Source organism: Gordonia sp. IEGM753 (assembly GCF_050321825.1).
GTDB lineage: Bacteria > Pseudomonadota > Gammaproteobacteria > Pseudomonadales > Pseudomonadaceae > Aquipseudomonas.
Window position 1 is genome coordinate 234392 of sequence record NZ_JBNQGB010000002.1, and the last position, 16781, is coordinate 251172.

A 16781-nucleotide genomic window follows, 5' to 3' on the forward strand; every position below is an offset into this window, starting at 1 on the left:
GCCTACCCCCAATGACCGAGTGCCGCAAACGTGTCGACGGGGGCATCCGGCCAGGGTTGCGTCGCGCCATCGGCTGCTCGATTGAGCCACCACTGCCCACCCGGTACGGCATCGTCCTGATTGGCCCGGTAGTGGGAAAAGGGTTCACGATTGAAGGCGACCCAGTCTTTGGGGAGCAATTGCCGTTCACCCCAGCGACCGTCGCGGGCCATCAACAGACCGACTCGCGCCAGATCGCGGGCGGTGAGGTAGGCATAGGATGAGGCGACAAATGTTCCCTTGGCGTCGGTTTCCCAAACGGCGTGACGAATGCCCAAGGGTTCGAACAGTGCCGTCCATGGAAAGTCCGGATAACGGGCCGGGCCGACGATGTTTTTCAACGCCGCAGATAACAGGTTGCTGTCGCCGCTGGAATAGCGAAATGCCTGGCCGGGCGCGGCGTATTCCGCACGGTCAGCGGCGAACGCCGCCATGTCCTGATGGCCGCCGGTATACAGCATCGCCACCACCGACGACTTCAACGGCGCGTACTCGTAGTCTTCTTGCCAGTCCAGCCCGGACGACCAGTGCAGCAAGTCGGCCATGGTCAGCGCCGGGTGTTTGGCCAGCGCGGGGTAAAACTTGTGTACCGGGTCATTCAGCTTGAACAGGCCCTCGCCATACGCCACCCCCAGAACAGCGGCCATCAGGCTTTTGCTGATGGACCACGTCAGGTGCGGCGTGTCGGCGGTGGTCGGGCCAGCGTAGCGCTCATAGATGAGTTGGCCATCGCGGATCACCAGCAACGCATCAGTGCGCACACCTGTTCGGGTGACTTCATCACGCGGCGCGAAGGCATACGTCTCCAGGGCTTGTAGCGCCGGCCCACTGATTGTCGGGCCGCTGGACCATTGCTCGCCCGGCCAGTTTTCGGCATGAGCCGAGAGGCCGAGCAGCAGCAAGAAAATCAGGGGCAAGCCTTTGGACATGGCGGGGGCTCAGCGGGGAGGACCTGCTGAGCCTAGTCGAGGTTGATGACAGTTTTGGAGTTTGTGTCACCCAATCGACCGCCTTCGCCAGCGGGCTCGCTCCCACCAGGGAACACCGAGCAAAGGATGCCTGCTCGCGCAGAGGTCATTCAGTCCGGTGCAGACCCCGCCAGCGCTTTGGCCAACCGTTTACTTCGTGCCCCGGCCGCTAAATCCATCACCGCCTGATCGCGTTGCCACATTGCCGCCCAATGCTGCGGCCCTTGCGCCAACGCTTGCTGGATCTCGGCCTTGAGCCCATCGAACTGCGCAAACAACCCGCCCAACAGCACGTGCCCGGCCGGGTTGTTTGGCGGTTGCCGGCTGGCCTCCGCGCACCCGGCCATCAGCGCCAGCAAGCGCAGGTGCAAAGCTTGCGGCCAGTTGTTGTCCTGGCCGATGCCATACAACCACGCCGTCATTGCGCTCAACACGTAGATATCTTCCAGCGTGCGGAACGGCTTGATGTAGGCATCCCAGCCATCGCCTGCCAGCAACTCACACATCGCGTTGTCGAGAAACAACCGGCCATGGCTGATGTCCGGCATCAGTGCAATGGCCGGCAGCTTTTCCAGGCGCACACCGGGCTCGCCGGGATAGACCACCGCCAGGCTCAGGCGCGGCGCCTCACCGGTTTCTTCACTGCGGGCGGCAATCAGCAACCAGTCCGCCGCATCGCCCGCCGTGACGAAGTCTTTGCGTCCATTCAAGCGCAAATCCGTGAGCCGGGTCTGCATGTCGGCGGCGCGCAGGCTGCGATGTTCCGTTGCGCACAACGCGCCGAGACTCAGTGGCGCGCTCGGCCACAACATGCGCAATGCAGCCTGGTAACCCACCAGAAACGCCAACCCCGGCGTCGACATCAGGCGTCCCCCGACCACCGCCAATTCGAACGGTGTAACAGGCCCCAATTGGTGCAACAGGGTCGCGAAACCCTCGGCAAGGTCCGCGCTTGCGGGCAGGCGTTCGTAACGATTCAACAGGGTTTGCCAAGGCATGAAGGACTCCTCGTGGGCTGTCATATAAGCATCACCAAAGCTTCATGGCGATGACACCGGGGCTACATAGCCTGACTTTGCACAACACGGCCGCATAAAGAAAGTCGATCGGCTGCAACCCAAGACGGGGGAACGGCCCGCACGGAGATTCGCAATGACTCAGATCGCCCGCATCAGCGACACCGCCAACGAACGCCGCCTGCAAGCCGAACGCCTGGTCGGCGCCGAGGCCTTGCAAGAGGCCCAGGCCTTGCGTTTCAACGTGTTCAGCGGCGAGTTCAACGCCAAGCTGAAGGGCGCAGAACTGGGTCTGGACATGGACGACTACGACGTTCACTGCGCCCACATCGGTGTGCGCGACCTGAACACCGGGCGCCTGGTGGCGACCACGCGTTTACTTGACCACACCGCTGCCAGCAGCCTGGGCAAATTTTACAGCGAAGAAGAATTCAGCCTGCACGGCCTGATTCATCTGCAAGGTCCTATTCTGGAAATCGGCCGCACCTGCGTTGATCCGGCCTACCGCAACGGCGGCACCATCGCAGTGCTCTGGGGCGAACTGGCTGAAGTATTGAACCAGGGCGGCTACAGCTATTTGATGGGTTGCGCGAGCATCCCGATGCAGGACGGCGGCATTCAGGCCCACGCGATCATGCAGCGCTTGCGCGAACGTTACCTGTGCACCGAACACCTGCGCGCCGAGCCGAAAAAGCCGTTGCCGACGCTGGACATCCCCTCGAACGTGATCGCCGAAATGCCACCGCTGCTTAAAGCTTACATGCGCCTCGGCGCGAAGATCTGCGGCGAGCCTTGCTGGGACGAAGACTTCCAGGTGGCCGACGTGTTCATTCTGCTCAAGCGCGACGAACTCTGCCCGCGCTACGCCAAGCACTTCAAGGCGGCCATGTGATGGGCCGCTTGCGGGTGTACGCGCGAATTGCGCGAGTGCTGGTGGTGGTCGCGCTGGGATTGAGCATGGCAGCGGTATTTGGAGTATTCGAGCGCCTTGGCATCGCCCATTCGATGGTTCGCCGCCAGCGTTGGTCGCGGTTCTTCATGGCGCGCCTGGCCAATGCCCTGCCCTTTCGCGTGACCGTGCACGGTGAGCTGCCAAAGCAGCCCATGTTGTGGGTCAGCAACCACGTGTCCTGGACCGACATTCCACTGCTGGGGATGCTGACGCCGATGTCGTTCCTGTCCAAGGCGGAAGTACGCACCTGGCCGGTAGCAGGCTGGTTGGCAGCGAAGGCTGGCAGCCTGTTCATTCGTCGCGGCTCGGGCGACAGCCAACTGATCCGTAAACAGATGACCCGTCATCTGGAGCAAGCGCATCCGCTATTGATGTTTCCGGAGGGCACCACCACTGACGGTCGTTCGTTGCGCACGTTTCACGGCCGTTTGTTGTCGGCAGCGATTGATTGCGAAGTGGACCTGCAGCCGATAGCGATTCGGTATGTACGCAACGGCGAACTCGACTCGCTGGCGCCGTTTATCGGCGACGATGATTTGCTGTCGCACTTGATGCGCTTGTTTGCCAATGACCGGGGCGACGTGGAAATTCATCTGCTGAAACCGATCGCCTGCGCAGGCCGTGAACGTGCAGCACTGGCGTTCGACGCCCAACAGGCCGTGCAGAAAGCGTTGTTCGGGACGATCCCACAAGGACGGCAAGCGCCGATGCGCCCGGCTATCGCTGCTTGAAAACTGCCCCCTGTGGGAGCGGGCGTGCTCGCGAATGCGGTGTGCCATTCGACATTGATGTTGACTGACACACCGCATTCTCGAGCACGCCCGCCCCCACTTTAGATCTGCTTCGTTAGGGCGAACGCCTGCAACTGCGGGTAGAACAGCCGGAAGTCTTCGCTCAGCGGCTCATACAAAATCCGCAGTTCGTGCATCGCCGCAGCCAGTTCCTCGGGGCGCGTCAATCGCCGCGAAATCCCACGCAATACCTGCGCAAGCACCTCGAAGTCCTGATACGAACCCAACCAGTCATGCGCCACCATGTGCGGCGCGATGCGCGCAAGACGTTCCGGCAACTGCGCCTGCGCCGACAGCACCCGGTACACATCCGAGGTGAAGAGGCTTAACGGCTGGTCGGCGTAAAGCTGCCAGTCCCGCGCCAGGCAGTGGTCGAAAAAAACATCCAGGACGATGCCCGCATAGCGCCTGCGGGTCATGGAAAAACGCGACAACGCGGCATCGACCAACGGATGACGGTCGGTAAACACATCAATGCTGCGATGCAACTGGATAGCGGCTTCGATATCCGGTGCGTATTGCCCTTGCAGCCGCCCTTTGACGAAATCGCCGTACAGGCTGCCAAGCAATTGACCGGGCCGTTGGCCACCGAGGTGTAAATGTGCGAGATAGTTCATGCCCGCAGCTTAGCACTGCGGCATTCATATCGTTATAACTCGATATACCGAATCAGGAGATCATCAGATCAAAATCATATTGGTATATCGCAATGCAACGATTTAAAGTTCGCCTCATCGCGATATAGCGTTTTACTCATCACGAGCCCCGACCATGACCCTCAATCTCGACGAAATAATAAAAGCCCTGGCACACCCAGTACGGCGAGAAATCCTGCACTGGCTGAAAGACCCGACCGTTGAATTTCCCGACCAGAGCCACAGCAACGAGCACGGCGTTTGCGCCGGGCAGATCGATCAGCGGTGCGGTTTGTCGCAGTCGACGGTGTCCGCCCATCTGGCGACCCTGCAGCGCGCCGGCCTGATCAGCAGTCGCAAGGTGGGCCAATGGCATTTTTTCAAACGTAACGAGGACACCATCCAGGCGTTCCTCAGCACCTTCAGCAAAGAGCTCTGACCCTTCACGTCAGTCCGCCGATAAGGAATCAACAATGCCCCTCTCGCTACTCATTCTGGCCTTGAGCGCCTTCGCCATCGGCACCACGGAGTTCGTCATCATGGGCTTGCTGCCCGATGTGGCGGCCGACCTCGGGGTGTCGATTCCTGGCGCTGGCTGGCTGGTGACCGGCTATGCCTTGGGCGTGGCCATCGGTGCGCCATTCATGGCACTGGCCACCGCCAAGTTACCGCGCAAGGCTGCATTGGTCGCACTGATGGGGATTTTCATCATCGGCAACCTGCTCTGTGCAATGGCGACTGACTACAACGTGCTGATGTTTGCACGTGTGGTGACGGCGCTTTGCCACGGCGCTTTCTTCGGTATCGGCTCGGTCGTTGCCGCAGGCCTGGTGCCTGCCAACAAACGCGCTTCGGCCGTGGCCTTGATGTTCACCGGCCTGACGCTGGCCAACGTGCTCGGCGTGCCGTTGGGTACCGCGCTCGGCCAGGAAGCAGGTTGGCGTTCGACGTTCTGGGCTGTAACCGTTATCGGCGTGATCGCCCTGATCGGTCTGATCCGCTTCCTGCCGGCCAAGCGTGATGAAGAAAAACTCGACATGCGCGCCGAACTCCGTGCCCTCAAAGGCGCCGGTATCTGGTTATCGCTAAGCATGACTGCATTGTTTGCCGCGTCCATGTTCACGCTGTTCACCTATGTCGCCCCACTGCTTGGCGATGTCACGGGTGTCTCGCCCAAAGGCGTGACCTGGACGTTGCTGCTGATCGGCCTGGGCCTGACGGTGGGCAACATCATTGGCGGCAAGTTGGCGGACAAACGCCTGGCGGCCACGCTGATCGGCGTCTTCATCTCCATGGCCGTGATCTCCACCGTACTGACCTGGACCAGCGTCGCGGTAATTCCGACCGAAATCACCCTGTTCCTCTGGGCCACCGCTTCGTTCGCCGCCGTGCCTGCGCTGCAGATCAACGTCGTGACCTACGGCAAGGCAGCACCCAACCTGGTGTCGACCCTGAACATCGGCGCTTTCAACATCGGCAACGCACTGGGTGCCTGGGTCGGCGGCAGCGTTATCGCCCACGGCTTCGGCCTGACCAGCGTGCCACTGGCGGCGGCCGCATTGGCGGTACTCGCGCTGCTGGTAACCCTGATTACTTTCCGCCAGAGCGATAACCCCGATCTGGCGCCTGCTACCAACTGATTAACTTACTGATACCTCACGAGGGTGCATTTCATGACGACAATTTTTGATCCGATCAAACTGGGCGACATCGAGCTGGCCAACCGCATCATCATGGCGCCACTGACCCGCTGCCGCGCTGACGAAGGCCGAGTGCCAAACGCGCTGATGGCCGAGTACTACGTACAACGCGCCTCGGCCGGCCTGATCCTCAGCGAAGCCACGTCGGTAACGCCGATGGGCGTCGGTTACCCGGACACTCCGGGCATCTGGTCCAACGACCAGGTGCGCGGCTGGACCAACATCACCAAAGCCGTTCATGGTGCCGGCGGCAAAATCGTCCTGCAGCTGTGGCACGTTGGCCGGGTGTCGCACCCCTCGTACCTGAACGGTGAAGCCCCGGTGGCCCCAAGCGCCATCGCGCCAAAAGGCCACGTCAGCCTGGTTCGCCCGCTGGCCGACTACCCAACCCCGCGTGCGCTGGAAACCGCTGAAATCGCCGAAATCGTCGACGCTTACCGCGTAGGCGCAGAAAACGCCAAGGCCGCAGGCTTTGACGGCGTGGAGATTCATGGCGCCAACGGTTACCTGCTCGACCAGTTCCTGCAAAGCCACACCAACCAGCGCACCGACCATTACGGTGGTTCGCTGGAAAATCGCGCTCGCCTGCTGCTGGAAGTGACCGACGCGGCGATTGAAGTCTGGGGCGCCGGCCGCGTAGGCGTGCACCTGGCACCGCGCGCTGACTCTCATGACATGGGCGATGACAATCTGTCTGAAACCTTCACCTATGTGGCTCGCGAACTGGGCAAGCGCGGTATCGCGTTCATTTGCTCCCGGGAAAAAGAAGCGGGCGACAGCCTTGGCCCACAACTCAAAGAAGCGTTCGGCGGCGCGTACATTGCCAACGAGCGTTTCACCAAGGACAGCGCCAACGCCTGGCTGGCCAGCGGCAAGGCTGATGCGGTCGCCTTCGGCGTGCCGTTCATTGCCAACCCCGATCTGCCGGCACGCCTGAAGGCCGACGCACCGCTTAACGAAGCGCGTCCGGAACTGTTCTATGCCAAAGGCCCGGTCGGTTACATCGACTATCCGGTGATGTAACTGGCGATACTCGCAACGAAAAAAGCCCCGACTCGAAAGAGCCGGGGCTTTGTTATTCTTGGGTGTACCGGGTAATCAATAGTGGACCATTAAACAGACAACACGCCTGGCTGTTTACAGCCGATCCCGTGGACGACACAAATTTCCTACAAAATACGCCACTCGCTGGCTGTCAACTTGACGGACACGCGTATATAAAAGCAGCCCGTTGCAACAAAGTGAGTCAATAATTGAGCCGTACTCACTGCAACTGTTGACACAACAGCATCCGATTACGCATTTTGTTTCATTTACGCAAGCTTGTGCTCAAGCGGAGCATATCCAACCCGGTATCAACCCAGCGTTCAGCCTCGATGTGCAGCTCAAAACTGTCCGGGGCCAACAGCCACTGATACAGGATGCCATCGATGTAAGCGTGCAGGCTGATGGCTGCACGGGCAGTGTCGAGGTTTGCCGGCAACTGCCCACGATTCACAGCGTTACTCAGGGCCAGCGCGATTCGCACATTGCAATCCAGGCTGACCGCTCGGCGCTGCTGGCGCAGGTCGCACATTTCATCGGTGAATTCGCACTTATGGAAAAGAATCTCATTAATGCGTCGGGTTTTCGGGTCCAGTGCAACTTGATGAAACAAATGAACCAGCAGCTTGCGCATGCAGCCCAATGGGTCAAGCTCATCTTCGCTTTCACTGGCTTTGGCCATTTCATCCAGCGGCTCATGCAACGTATCCAGCATGGCCTGCACCAGATCGGCCTTGTTGCTGAAATGCCAGTAGATGGCCCCACGAGTGACGCCGGCCAAGGTCGCGATGTCAGCCAGCGTCGTGCGAGCCACGCCCCGTTCATAAAAGGCTTTTTCTGCCGCTTCGAGTATCTGGCTTCGGGTTTCTTGAGCTTCCTCTTTGGTACGACGGACCATGGCAGTAAAACCTCAATCAGGATGCTTCAGCGATGTCTGAATATCCGCTGAATAAAAATGGGGCGAGCGCTCTTGGGTGTCGTCCCCGGCCTACAATTCATGTCTTTGACCGACGTCTGTAACAGTGTGGGTACGCAGCCAAGGTATTTACAAACAACCATGAACGTAAGTATATTCCTTAGCAAGCTACTTATCCACTCAGCGCCGATTTTTTACCTTTCCATATTTCGAGTGCGCTTTTTGCGCGCATGACCCGAGGATCTTCATGCAATTCAAGCCAGCTGTTACCGCTCTGGTCACTGCCGTCGCCCTGGCATCGCTTCTCAGCGGATGTAAAAAGGAAGAGGCGGCACCGGCCGCACCACCTCCTCAGGTCGGCGTTGTCACCCTGCAAACTCAATCCTTCACACTGACTTCCGAGCTGCCGGGCCGCACCAGCGCGTACCGAATCGCCGAAGTTCGCCCTCAGGTCAACGGCATCATTCTCAAGCGTCTGTTCAAGGAGGGCGGCGACGTCAAACTTGGCCAGCAGCTGTACCAGATCGATCCGTCGGTTTATGAAGCGACGTTGAAAAGCGCTGAAGCCAACCTGCGCCAGACCAAGTCGATCTCTGATCGCTACAAACAACTGGTCGACGAGCAAGCCGTAAGCCGTCAGGAATACGACACCGCCGTGGCCAACCGGATGGTATCCGAAGCCGCGCTGCAAACCGCCCAGATCAATGTGCGCTACACCAAGGTCTACGCACCGCTCACCGGTCGTATCGGTCGCTCGAACGTTACCGAGGGCGCTCTGGTCACCAGCGGTCAGGCCGATCCTATGGCAGTGATCCAGCAACTCGATCCGATCTACGTTGACGTCACTCAGTCCTCCGTAGAGCTGCTTGAACTGCGCCGCGAACTGGAGAGTGGTCGCCTGCAAAAGGCCGGCGACAACTCGGCCGCGGTCAAGTTGACGCTGGAAGACGGTAGCCAGTACAAACTGGACGGTAAACTTGAGTTTTCCGAAGTCTCGGTAGACCAGACCACCGGTTCGGTGACACTGCGCGCCGTGTTCCCGAACCCTGATCACACCCTGTTGCCTGGCATGTTCGTTCACGCCCAGTTGCAGGCTGGTGTCAACGCGGCCGCGATCCTGGCCCCTCAACAAGGTGTCACCCGTGACCTCAAAGGCACGCCGACAGCGCTGGTTGTAGGCCCGGATAACAAGGTCGAGTTGCGTCAACTGAAAGCCAGCCGCACGGTCGGCAGCCAGTGGCTGATCGAAGATGGCCTGAAGGCGGGCGATCGACTGATCACCGAAGGCCTGCAGTTCGTCAAGCCTGGCATTGAAGTCAAGCCAACCGAAGCCACTAACGTCGGCACCAAGAACCCGGCCCCCGCACAGGCAGCTGATAAGGCTTCCAGCGGCAAAGGGGAGTAACCCATGTCGAAATTTTTTATCGACCGTCCGATTTTCGCCTGGGTAATTGCCCTCGTGATCATGCTGGTCGGGGCACTATCGATCCTCAAACTCCCGATCAACCAATACCCGAGCATTGCGCCTCCGGCCATTGCGATCTCGGTAACCTACCCAGGCGCGTCCGCACAAACCGTGCAGGACACCGTGGTACAGGTCATCGAGCAACAGCTCAACGGTATCGACAACCTGCGTTATGTATCGTCGGAAAGTAACTCCGACGGCAGCATGACCATTACCGCTACCTTCGAGCAGGGCACCAACTCTGACACCGCGCAGGTTCAGGTCCAGAACAAACTGAACCTGGCCACCCCGCTGCTGCCGCAAGAAGTGCAGCAACAGGGTATCCGCGTGACCAAGGCCGTGAAAAACTTCCTGATGGTCATCGGTGTGGTCTCGCAAGACGGCAGCATGTCCAAGGACGACTTGTCCAACTACATCGTGTCGAACATGCAGGACCCCATCTCGCGGACCGCCGGTGTGGGTGACTTCCAGGTCTTCGGTGCCCAGTACGCGATGCGGATCTGGCTCGACCCGGCCAAACTCAACAATTTCGCCCTGACACCGTCTGACGTGACCGCCGCTATCTCGGCGCAGAACGTTCAAGTGTCCTCGGGTCAAATTGGTGGTTTGCCGGCATTGCCTGGCCAACAACTGAACGCCACGATCATCGGCAAGACCCGTTTGCAAACGGCCGAGCAGTTCAAGGCGATTCTGCTGAAGGTCAACAAGGATGGCTCGCAAGTGCGCGTCGGTGACGTGGCCGATGTGGCGCTGGGTGGTGAGAACTACAGCATCAGCGCCCAGTTCAACGGCAAACCGGCGTCCGGCCTGGCTGTGAAACTGGCCAACGGCGCCAACGCCCTTGATACCGCCAAAGCACTGCGCAAAACCATCGCCGACCTGAAACCGTTCTTCCCGGAAGGCATGGAAGTGGTGTTCCCGTACGACACTACGCCAGTGGTCACCGAATCGATCAAGGGTGTGGTTGAAACCCTGGTCGAAGCGGTAGTGCTGGTGTTCCTGGTGATGTTCCTGTTCTTGCAGAACTTCCGCGCCACCATCATCACCACGATGACTGTGCCCGTGGTACTGCTGGGTACGTTCGGGATCCTCGCGGCCTTCGGGTTCAGCATCAACACCCTGACCATGTTCGGCATGGTGTTGGCCATCGGGTTGCTGGTGGATGACGCCATTGTCGTGGTGGAAAACGTCGAACGGGTAATGAGCGAAGAAGGACTGTCACCCAAGGAGGCCACCAAGAAATCGATGGGGCAAATCCAGGGTGCACTGGTCGGCATCGCGCTGGTGCTGTCGGCTGTATTGCTGCCGATGGCATTCTTCAGCGGCTCTACCGGTGTGATCTACAAGCAGTTCTCGATCACCATCGTTTCGGCCATGGCGCTGTCTGTGATGGTCGCGCTGATCTTCACCCCGGCACTGTGCGCCACCATGCTCAAGGCCATTCCGAAAGGCGAGCACGGCACCCCTAAACGTGGCTTCTTCGGCTGGTTCAACCGCAGCTTCGACCGTGGTGTAAGAAGCTACGAGCGCGGCGTGGGCAACATGCTTACGCACAAGGCACCGTACCTGCTGGCTTACGTGATCATCGTGGTCGGCATGATCTGGCTGTTCACCCGAATTCCTTCAGCGTTTCTACCGGAAGAAGACCAAGGCGTACTGTTCGCCCAGGTGCAGACACCGGCAGGTTCCAGCGCCGAGCGAACTCAGGTGGTGGTCGATGAGATGCGCGCTTACTTGCTGGAGAAAGAGTCTGGCGCAGTGGCCTCGGTGTTTACCGTGAACGGTTTTAACTTCGCCGGCCGTGGTCAAAGCTCCGGTCTGGCGTTCATCATGCTCAAGCCATGGGGCGAGCGTGACGCTGACAACAGCGTGTTTGCCTTGGCGGCACGGGCCCAACAGCACTTCTTCTCCTTCCGCGACGCCATGGTGTTCGCCTTCGCGCCACCGGCGGTACTGGAATTGGGTAACGCCACCGGTTTCGACGTGTTCCTGCAAGACCGTGCCGGTATCGGTCACGACAAGTTGATGGCCGCGCGCAACCAGTTCCTGGGCATGGCGGCACAGAGCAAGGTGCTGTATCAGGTGCGTCCGAACGGCCTGAACGACGAACCGCAATACCAACTGGAAATCGACGACGAAAAAGCCAGCGCCCTCGGCCTGACGTTGTCTGACATCAACAGCACGCTGTCGATTGCCTTGGGGAGTGGATACGTCAACGACTTCATCGACCGTGGTCGAGTGAAGAAGGTGTACGTGCAAGGCCAGGCTGGCGCTCGAATGAGCCCCGAAGACATCAAGAAGTGGTACGTGCGCAACGCCAGCGGAACCATGGTGCCCTTCTCCGCGTTCGCCAAGGGCGAGTGGATCTACGGTGCACCGAAGCTGTCGCGTTACAACGGTGTAGAAGCGATGGAAATCCTCGGTGCTCCGGCGCCCGGGTATTCCACCGGTGAAGCCATGGCCGAGGTCGAAGCCATCGCCGCGAAGTTGCCCAAAGGTGTCGGTATTTCCTGGACCGGCCTGTCGTACGAAGAACGCCTGTCCGGCTCGCAGGCCCCCGCGCTGTATGCGCTGTCGCTGCTGATGGTGTTCCTGTGCCTGGCAGCGCTTTATGAAAGCTGGTCGATCCCGATTGCGGTGATGCTGGTGGTGCCCCTGGGGATCATCGGTGCATTGATGGCGACCAGCCTGCGCGGTCTGTCCAACGACGTGTACTTCCAAGTGGGACTGTTGACGACCATCGGTCTGGCGGCAAAAAACGCCATTCTGATCGTCGAGTTTGCCAAGGAATTGCATGAACAGGGACGAAGTTTGCGCGACGCGGCTATTGAAGCCTGCCGCATGCGTTTGCGACCGATCATCATGACTTCGCTGGCCTTCGTGCTGGGTGTGGTACCACTGGCTATATCGACGGGCGCAGGCTCGGGTAGCCAACATGCGATCGGTACAGGTGTGATTGGCGGTATGCTCACCGCCACGATTCTGGCGATCTTCTGGGTTCCGCTGTTTTTCGTTACCGTATCGTCCATTGGCCAGCGTAAGAAAGTTGACCAGGATGATGCACCTGAAACTCCTAAAGAGGCTGGCCAATGAGCAAGTCGCTACTCTCCCTAGCGGTCGCCGCATTCGTGCTCGGTGGCTGCTCGCTGATACCTGATTATCAGCAGCCCGCCGCTCCGGTGGCGGCGCAATACCCGCAAGGCCCGGCGTACTCGCCGGCCCAGGCGCCTAACCAGGCCGCAGCCGAACAGGGCTGGAAGCAATTTTTCCATGACCCTGCGCTGCAACAACTGATCCAGGTTGCCCTGGAAAACAACCGTGACCTGCGGGTTGCGGCGCTGAACATCGACGCCTTTGCGGCCCAGTACCGCATCCAGCGCGCCGACCTGTTCCCGGCGGTTTCGGCCAATGGCACGGGCAGCCGCCAGCGGGTTCCGGCGGATGCCTCGCAAACCGGCAAGGCTGGCATTGTCAGCTCCTATTCGGCCACGGTTGGCATCAGCGCGTATGAACTTGACCTGTTCGGGCGGGTTCGCAGCCTGAGCGAAGAAGCGCTGCAGCAATACTTCGCCACTGAAGAAGGACGCCGCAGCACCCAGCTCAGCCTGGTGGCCAACGTCGCCAACGCCTACCTGACCTGGCAGGCCGACAAGGAACTACTGAAGGTGACGCAAGACACCCTCGGCGCGTTCCAGGAGAGCCTGAAGCTCACCGCCCGCAGCAACGAAGTGGGTGTGGCCTCGGCGCTGGACCTCGCTCAATCGCGCACCTCGGTGGAAAACGCCCGTGCGCAATTGGCGAAGTACACCCGTCAGGTCGCCCAGGATGAAAACAGCCTGGTACTGCTGCTAGGCACGGGAATCCCGGTCAACCTGCAAGCGGCAAAGCCGCTGTCTGACAACCTGCTGAGCGATGTACCGCCCGGTTTGCCGTCTGACCTGTTGCAGCGTCGCCCAGACATCCTGCAGGCCGAATACAACCTGAAGGCTGCCAACGCCAACATCGGCGCGGCGCGTGCTGCGTTCTTCCCCAGCATCAGCCTGACGGCCAATGCCGGCACCCTGAGCCCGGACTTGTCCGGCCTGTTCAAGGGGGGTTCAGGCACCTGGTTGTTCTCGCCGCAGATCAACCTGCCGATCTTCAACGCCGGCAGCCTGCGTGCCAGCCTGGATTACTCGAAAATCCAGAAAGACATCGGTGTTGCAAACTACGAGAAGTCCATTCAAACGGCCTTCCAGGAAGTTGCCGATGGCCTGGCTGCCCGCCAGACCTACACCGAACAGTTGCAAGCTCAGCGTGATTTCGTCGCCGCCAACCAGGACTACTACCGTCTGGCCGAGCGTCGTTACCGCATTGGTGTCGACAGCAACCTGACCTTCCTCGATGCCCAGCGTCAGCTATTCAGTGCCCAACAAGTACTGATCACCGACCGCTTGGCGCAACTGGTCAGCGCGGTCAATCTGTACAAGGCACTCGGTGGTGGCTGGAATGCCCAGACCGCGAAAAACGAGCCGTTGAAAGAAGAAGCGCCGTCGCTGAAGTTGTTCTGATAGCGCTGTAAACACGAAGCCCACCTTTTGGTGGGCTTTTTGTTGCCTGCGAAATAGCTGTTGTGCAGCCCTGCCCCCTCGCGAGCAAGCTCGCACCTAGAACATTACTCCCGGGATTCCACCCCCAACTCATCCCACACCGACTCCGCGAGGTGGAACGTCGCATTGGCTGCCGGAATGCCGCAGTAGATCGCGCTCTGCATGATCACTTCCTTGATCTCGCCACGGGTCACGCCGTTGTTGGCGGCGGCACGCAAGTGCAGTTTCAACTCTTCGTTGCGGTTCATGCCGATCAGCATGGCGATGGTGATCAGGCTGCGGGTATGACGCGCCAGGCCCGGTCGAGTCCAGATATCACCCCACGCGTGGCGGGTGATCATTTCCTGGAATTCCGAATTGAACTCGGTCAGTGCGTTCAGGCTACGGTCGACGTGAGCATCACCCAGCACTGCGCGACGCACGTTCAGGCCCTCGTCGTAACGTTGTTTCTCGTCCACAGGATGTTCCTCAGTGCGCCAACAGGAAAGCCAGCACACGCTCGCTGAACGCGTCGCCGGCCTGAACGTTGGACAAGTGCGCGGCGTAGAATTCGGCGTACTCGGCGCCCTGCACGTGTTCCTGAATAAAATGCCCACCGGACGGCGGCGTGACCGCATCTTCGGTGCCGGCAATCACCAGCAACGGCACCTTGATTGCGGACAACTGATCGCGGAAATCTGCGTCACGCACCGCCGCACAATTGGCCGCATAGCCTTCAGGCGAAGTCGCCGCGAGCATATCGGTGATGCGCTGCGCTGCCGCAGGGTTGGCTTCAGCGAAGTCCGGGGTAAACCAGCGTGCAATCGATGCATCACGCAGTGCAACCATCGCCGCACGACCGTCTCGCAATACCATCTCGATGCGCGGATCCCAGATCGACGGGTCGCCGATCTTCGCGGCGGTGTTGCACACCACCAGCTTATGCAAACGCTGGCCAGCGTTGATGCCCAGCCACTGGCCGATCAAACCGCCCATCGACAGGCCACAGAAATGCGCGCGCTCGATGTGCAGCGCATCCAGCAGCGCCAGCACGTCGTGCCCCAGTTGCTCGATGGTATAAAAGCCTGGTGTCACCAGCGATTTGCCATGGCCACGTGTATCAAATCGCAGCACCCGGAAATGCTGGGTGAACGCGGCGATTTGCGCGTCCCACATCTGCAGGTCCGTGCCCAACGAGTTCGACAGCACCAGCACTGGCGCATCAACGGGGCCTTCCAATTGGTAATTCAGTTCGCCCTCGGCGAGTTGTACAAAAGCCACAGCAATCTCCTTCAGGCAGTCAACGCAGAATGTTCAGCCACCGCTCGCTCGACCCAGGTATGTGCCTGGCCGAGGTAATGGGCGGGATCCAACAGATGATCGAGTTCGGTTGCCGACAGCTCGGCGGTCACTTGCGGTTCGTCACCAAGCACAGCACGCAGATGACGCTGTTGGGCTATCGCACGCTTGCAGCATTGCTCCAACAAATGGTGCGCGGTATCGCGCCCGACCCGTTGCGCGAGGACGATGCTCACCGCTTCGGCGAGTACCAAACCCTGAGTCAGGTCGAGGTTATGGGCCATGCGCTCGGCATCCACCTCCAGCCCTTGCGCCACCAGCAGCGCTTGCTTGAGGCTGCCCGACACCAGGCAGCAGATTTCCGGCAGGGTCTCCCACTCGGCATGCCACAGTCCAAGGCTGCGTTCGTGTTCTTGAGGCATTGCGCTGAACAAGGTCGAGAGCAAGCCCGGCACCCGGGTCGCGGCACTGATCAACACCGCAGCACCCACCGGGTTGCGTTTGTGCGGCATCGTCGAAGAACCACCCTTGCCCGGCGCAGAAGGCTCGAATACTTCGCCGGCTTCGGTTTGCATCAGCAGACTGATGTCGCGGCCCAGTTTGCCTAGGCTGCCAGCGATCAGGCCCAGCACCGCGCCGAACTCCACCAACCGGTCACGTTGTGTGTGCCAGGGCTGATCCGGCACTGTCAGTTGCAGTTCTGCAGCAAGCGCTTCGGCGACGGGCATGGCGTGTTGACCGAGGGCGGCAAGCGTCCCGGAAGCCCCACCGAATTGCAGCACCAGCAATCGTGGCTTGAGTTGTTGCAGACGTTGTCGGCTGCGGCTGACCGCGCCCAACCAACCGGCGATTTTCATGCCCAGGGTAACCGGCGTCGCATGCTGCAGCCACGTCCGGCCAGCCAACGGTGTGGCCACGTAACGCTGGGCTTGAGCCGCCAGCGTGTCTCCCAGTAGCGCCAGGTCGCTGTCGATCAGGTGCAGTGCACGCCGCAATTGCAACACCAGGCCGGTGTCCATCACATCCTGGCTGGTAGCACCCAGGTGCACATAACGCTCGGCTTCGGCATCGCTGGCCGCGATCCGCTTGCCCAGTGCCTTGACCAGCGGGATCGCCGAGTTGCCCGCCGTGGCAATGGCCTCACCGAGCGCCGCAAAGTCGTAATGCGCAGCCAGGCAGGCAGATTCGATGGGCGCCACAGCAGTCTGCGGGATCAACCCGACCTGCGCTTGCGCCCGCGCCAGTGCAGCTTCGAAATCCAGCATGGCCTGAACCCGGCCTTGATCGCAAAACACTTCACGCATGTCGCGGGCAGTGAAATAGGCATCGAACAATTGATTGCCCGCTCGCTCGGTCATAAACAGTTCCTGGAGGCGTGGGCCGGCAAG

Annotated in this window: 15 protein-coding genes; 8 read left to right on the forward strand and 7 right to left on the reverse strand. The window is 60.2% G+C overall.

Annotated features, from left to right (window positions below; translation table 11 throughout):
- Window positions 1-2 precede the first annotated feature (2 nt).
- Window positions 3-968, reverse strand: a complete 966-nt coding sequence (locus ACQR3R_RS13995; RefSeq protein ID WP_428272890.1) for a serine hydrolase — start codon at window positions 966-968, stop codon at window positions 3-5.
- A 149-nt stretch (window positions 969-1117) separates the two neighbouring features.
- Complete coding sequence (locus ACQR3R_RS14000; RefSeq protein ID WP_428272891.1) at window positions 1118-2005, reverse strand: hypothetical protein; 888 nt, start codon at window positions 2003-2005, stop codon at window positions 1118-1120.
- 154 nt (window positions 2006-2159) lie between these two features.
- Here ACQR3R_RS14000 and olsB point away from each other — a divergent pair, with 154 nt between their 5' ends.
- Window positions 2160-2915 carry an L-ornithine N(alpha)-acyltransferase gene (gene olsB, locus ACQR3R_RS14005; RefSeq protein ID WP_428272892.1) on the forward strand — a complete coding sequence of 252 codons (756 nt, stop codon included), beginning with the start codon at window positions 2160-2162 and terminating at the stop codon, window positions 2913-2915.
- Entirely contained in the window at window positions 2915-3706 is a 792-nt protein-coding gene (locus ACQR3R_RS14010) for a 1-acyl-sn-glycerol-3-phosphate acyltransferase (protein ID WP_428272893.1), read from the forward strand. Before olsB ends, ACQR3R_RS14010 begins: the two co-directional genes overlap by 1 nt.
- A gap of 101 nt (window positions 3707-3807) precedes the next feature.
- Here the strand turns inward: ACQR3R_RS14010 and ACQR3R_RS14015 are convergent, their stop codons facing one another.
- Window positions 3808-4383, reverse strand: a complete 576-nt coding sequence (locus ACQR3R_RS14015; RefSeq protein ID WP_428272894.1) for an ACP phosphodiesterase — start codon at window positions 4381-4383, stop codon at window positions 3808-3810.
- A 154-nt stretch (window positions 4384-4537) separates the two neighbouring features.
- Between ACQR3R_RS14015 and ACQR3R_RS14020 the strand changes: the two genes are divergently transcribed.
- Genes ACQR3R_RS14020 through ACQR3R_RS14030 form a run of 3 tightly spaced genes read left to right on the forward strand, consistent with a single transcriptional unit; the run spans window position 4538 to window position 7124 of the window.
- Window positions 4538-4840, forward strand: coding sequence for a helix-turn-helix domain-containing protein (locus ACQR3R_RS14020; RefSeq protein WP_428272895.1), 303 nt, complete (start codon window positions 4538-4540; stop codon window positions 4838-4840).
- A gap of 34 nt (window positions 4841-4874) precedes the next feature.
- Window positions 4875-6041 carry an MFS transporter gene (locus tag ACQR3R_RS14025; RefSeq protein ID WP_428272896.1) on the forward strand — a complete coding sequence of 389 codons (1167 nt, stop codon included), beginning with the start codon at window positions 4875-4877 and terminating at the stop codon, window positions 6039-6041.
- 33 nt (window positions 6042-6074) lie between these two features.
- Window positions 6075-7124, forward strand: coding sequence for an oxidoreductase (locus ACQR3R_RS14030; protein ID WP_428272897.1), 1050 nt, complete (start codon window positions 6075-6077; stop codon window positions 7122-7124).
- A 286-nt stretch (window positions 7125-7410) separates the two neighbouring features.
- Here the strand turns inward: ACQR3R_RS14030 and emhR are convergent, their stop codons facing one another.
- Entirely contained in the window at window positions 7411-8043 is a 633-nt protein-coding gene (emhR, locus tag ACQR3R_RS14035) for an efflux system transcriptional repressor EmhR (RefSeq protein ID WP_428272898.1), read from the reverse strand.
- Between the two features lie 265 nt (window positions 8044-8308).
- On the opposite strand from emhR, the gene emhA reads away from it, so the two are divergent.
- From emhA to emhC, 3 genes are read left to right on the forward strand one after another with little or no spacing between them, the layout of a single operon-like run.
- Window positions 8309-9466 carry an efflux RND transporter periplasmic adaptor subunit EmhA gene (gene emhA / locus ACQR3R_RS14040; protein WP_428272899.1) on the forward strand — a complete coding sequence of 386 codons (1158 nt, stop codon included), beginning with the start codon at window positions 8309-8311 and terminating at the stop codon, window positions 9464-9466.
- Window positions 9467-9469: 3 nt separating this feature from the next.
- Window positions 9470-12619 carry an efflux RND transporter permease subunit EmhB gene (gene emhB / locus ACQR3R_RS14045; RefSeq protein WP_428272900.1) on the forward strand — a complete coding sequence of 1050 codons (3150 nt, stop codon included), beginning with the start codon at window positions 9470-9472 and terminating at the stop codon, window positions 12617-12619.
- Window positions 12616-14076, forward strand: coding sequence for an efflux RND transporter outer membrane subunit EmhC (gene emhC / locus ACQR3R_RS14050; RefSeq protein WP_428272901.1), 1461 nt, complete (start codon window positions 12616-12618; stop codon window positions 14074-14076). The genes emhB and emhC overlap by 4 nt, the downstream gene beginning before the upstream one ends.
- A gap of 104 nt (window positions 14077-14180) precedes the next feature.
- On the opposite strand, the gene pcaC is transcribed toward emhC, so the two are convergent.
- Genes pcaC through ACQR3R_RS14065 form a run of 3 tightly spaced genes read right to left on the reverse strand, consistent with a single transcriptional unit; the run spans window position 14181 to window position 16751 of the window.
- Complete coding sequence (pcaC, locus tag ACQR3R_RS14055; protein WP_428272902.1) at window positions 14181-14573, reverse strand: 4-carboxymuconolactone decarboxylase; 393 nt, start codon at window positions 14571-14573, stop codon at window positions 14181-14183.
- 10 nt (window positions 14574-14583) lie between these two features.
- A complete protein-coding gene (gene pcaD, locus ACQR3R_RS14060; RefSeq protein WP_428272903.1) occupies window positions 14584-15375 on the reverse strand; it encodes a 3-oxoadipate enol-lactonase in 792 nt (263 codons plus the stop codon).
- 11 nt (window positions 15376-15386) lie between these two features.
- Window positions 15387-16751, reverse strand: a complete 1365-nt coding sequence (locus ACQR3R_RS14065) for a 3-carboxy-cis,cis-muconate cycloisomerase (protein WP_428272904.1) — start codon at window positions 16749-16751, stop codon at window positions 15387-15389.
- Window positions 16752-16781: the final 30 nt, after the last annotated feature.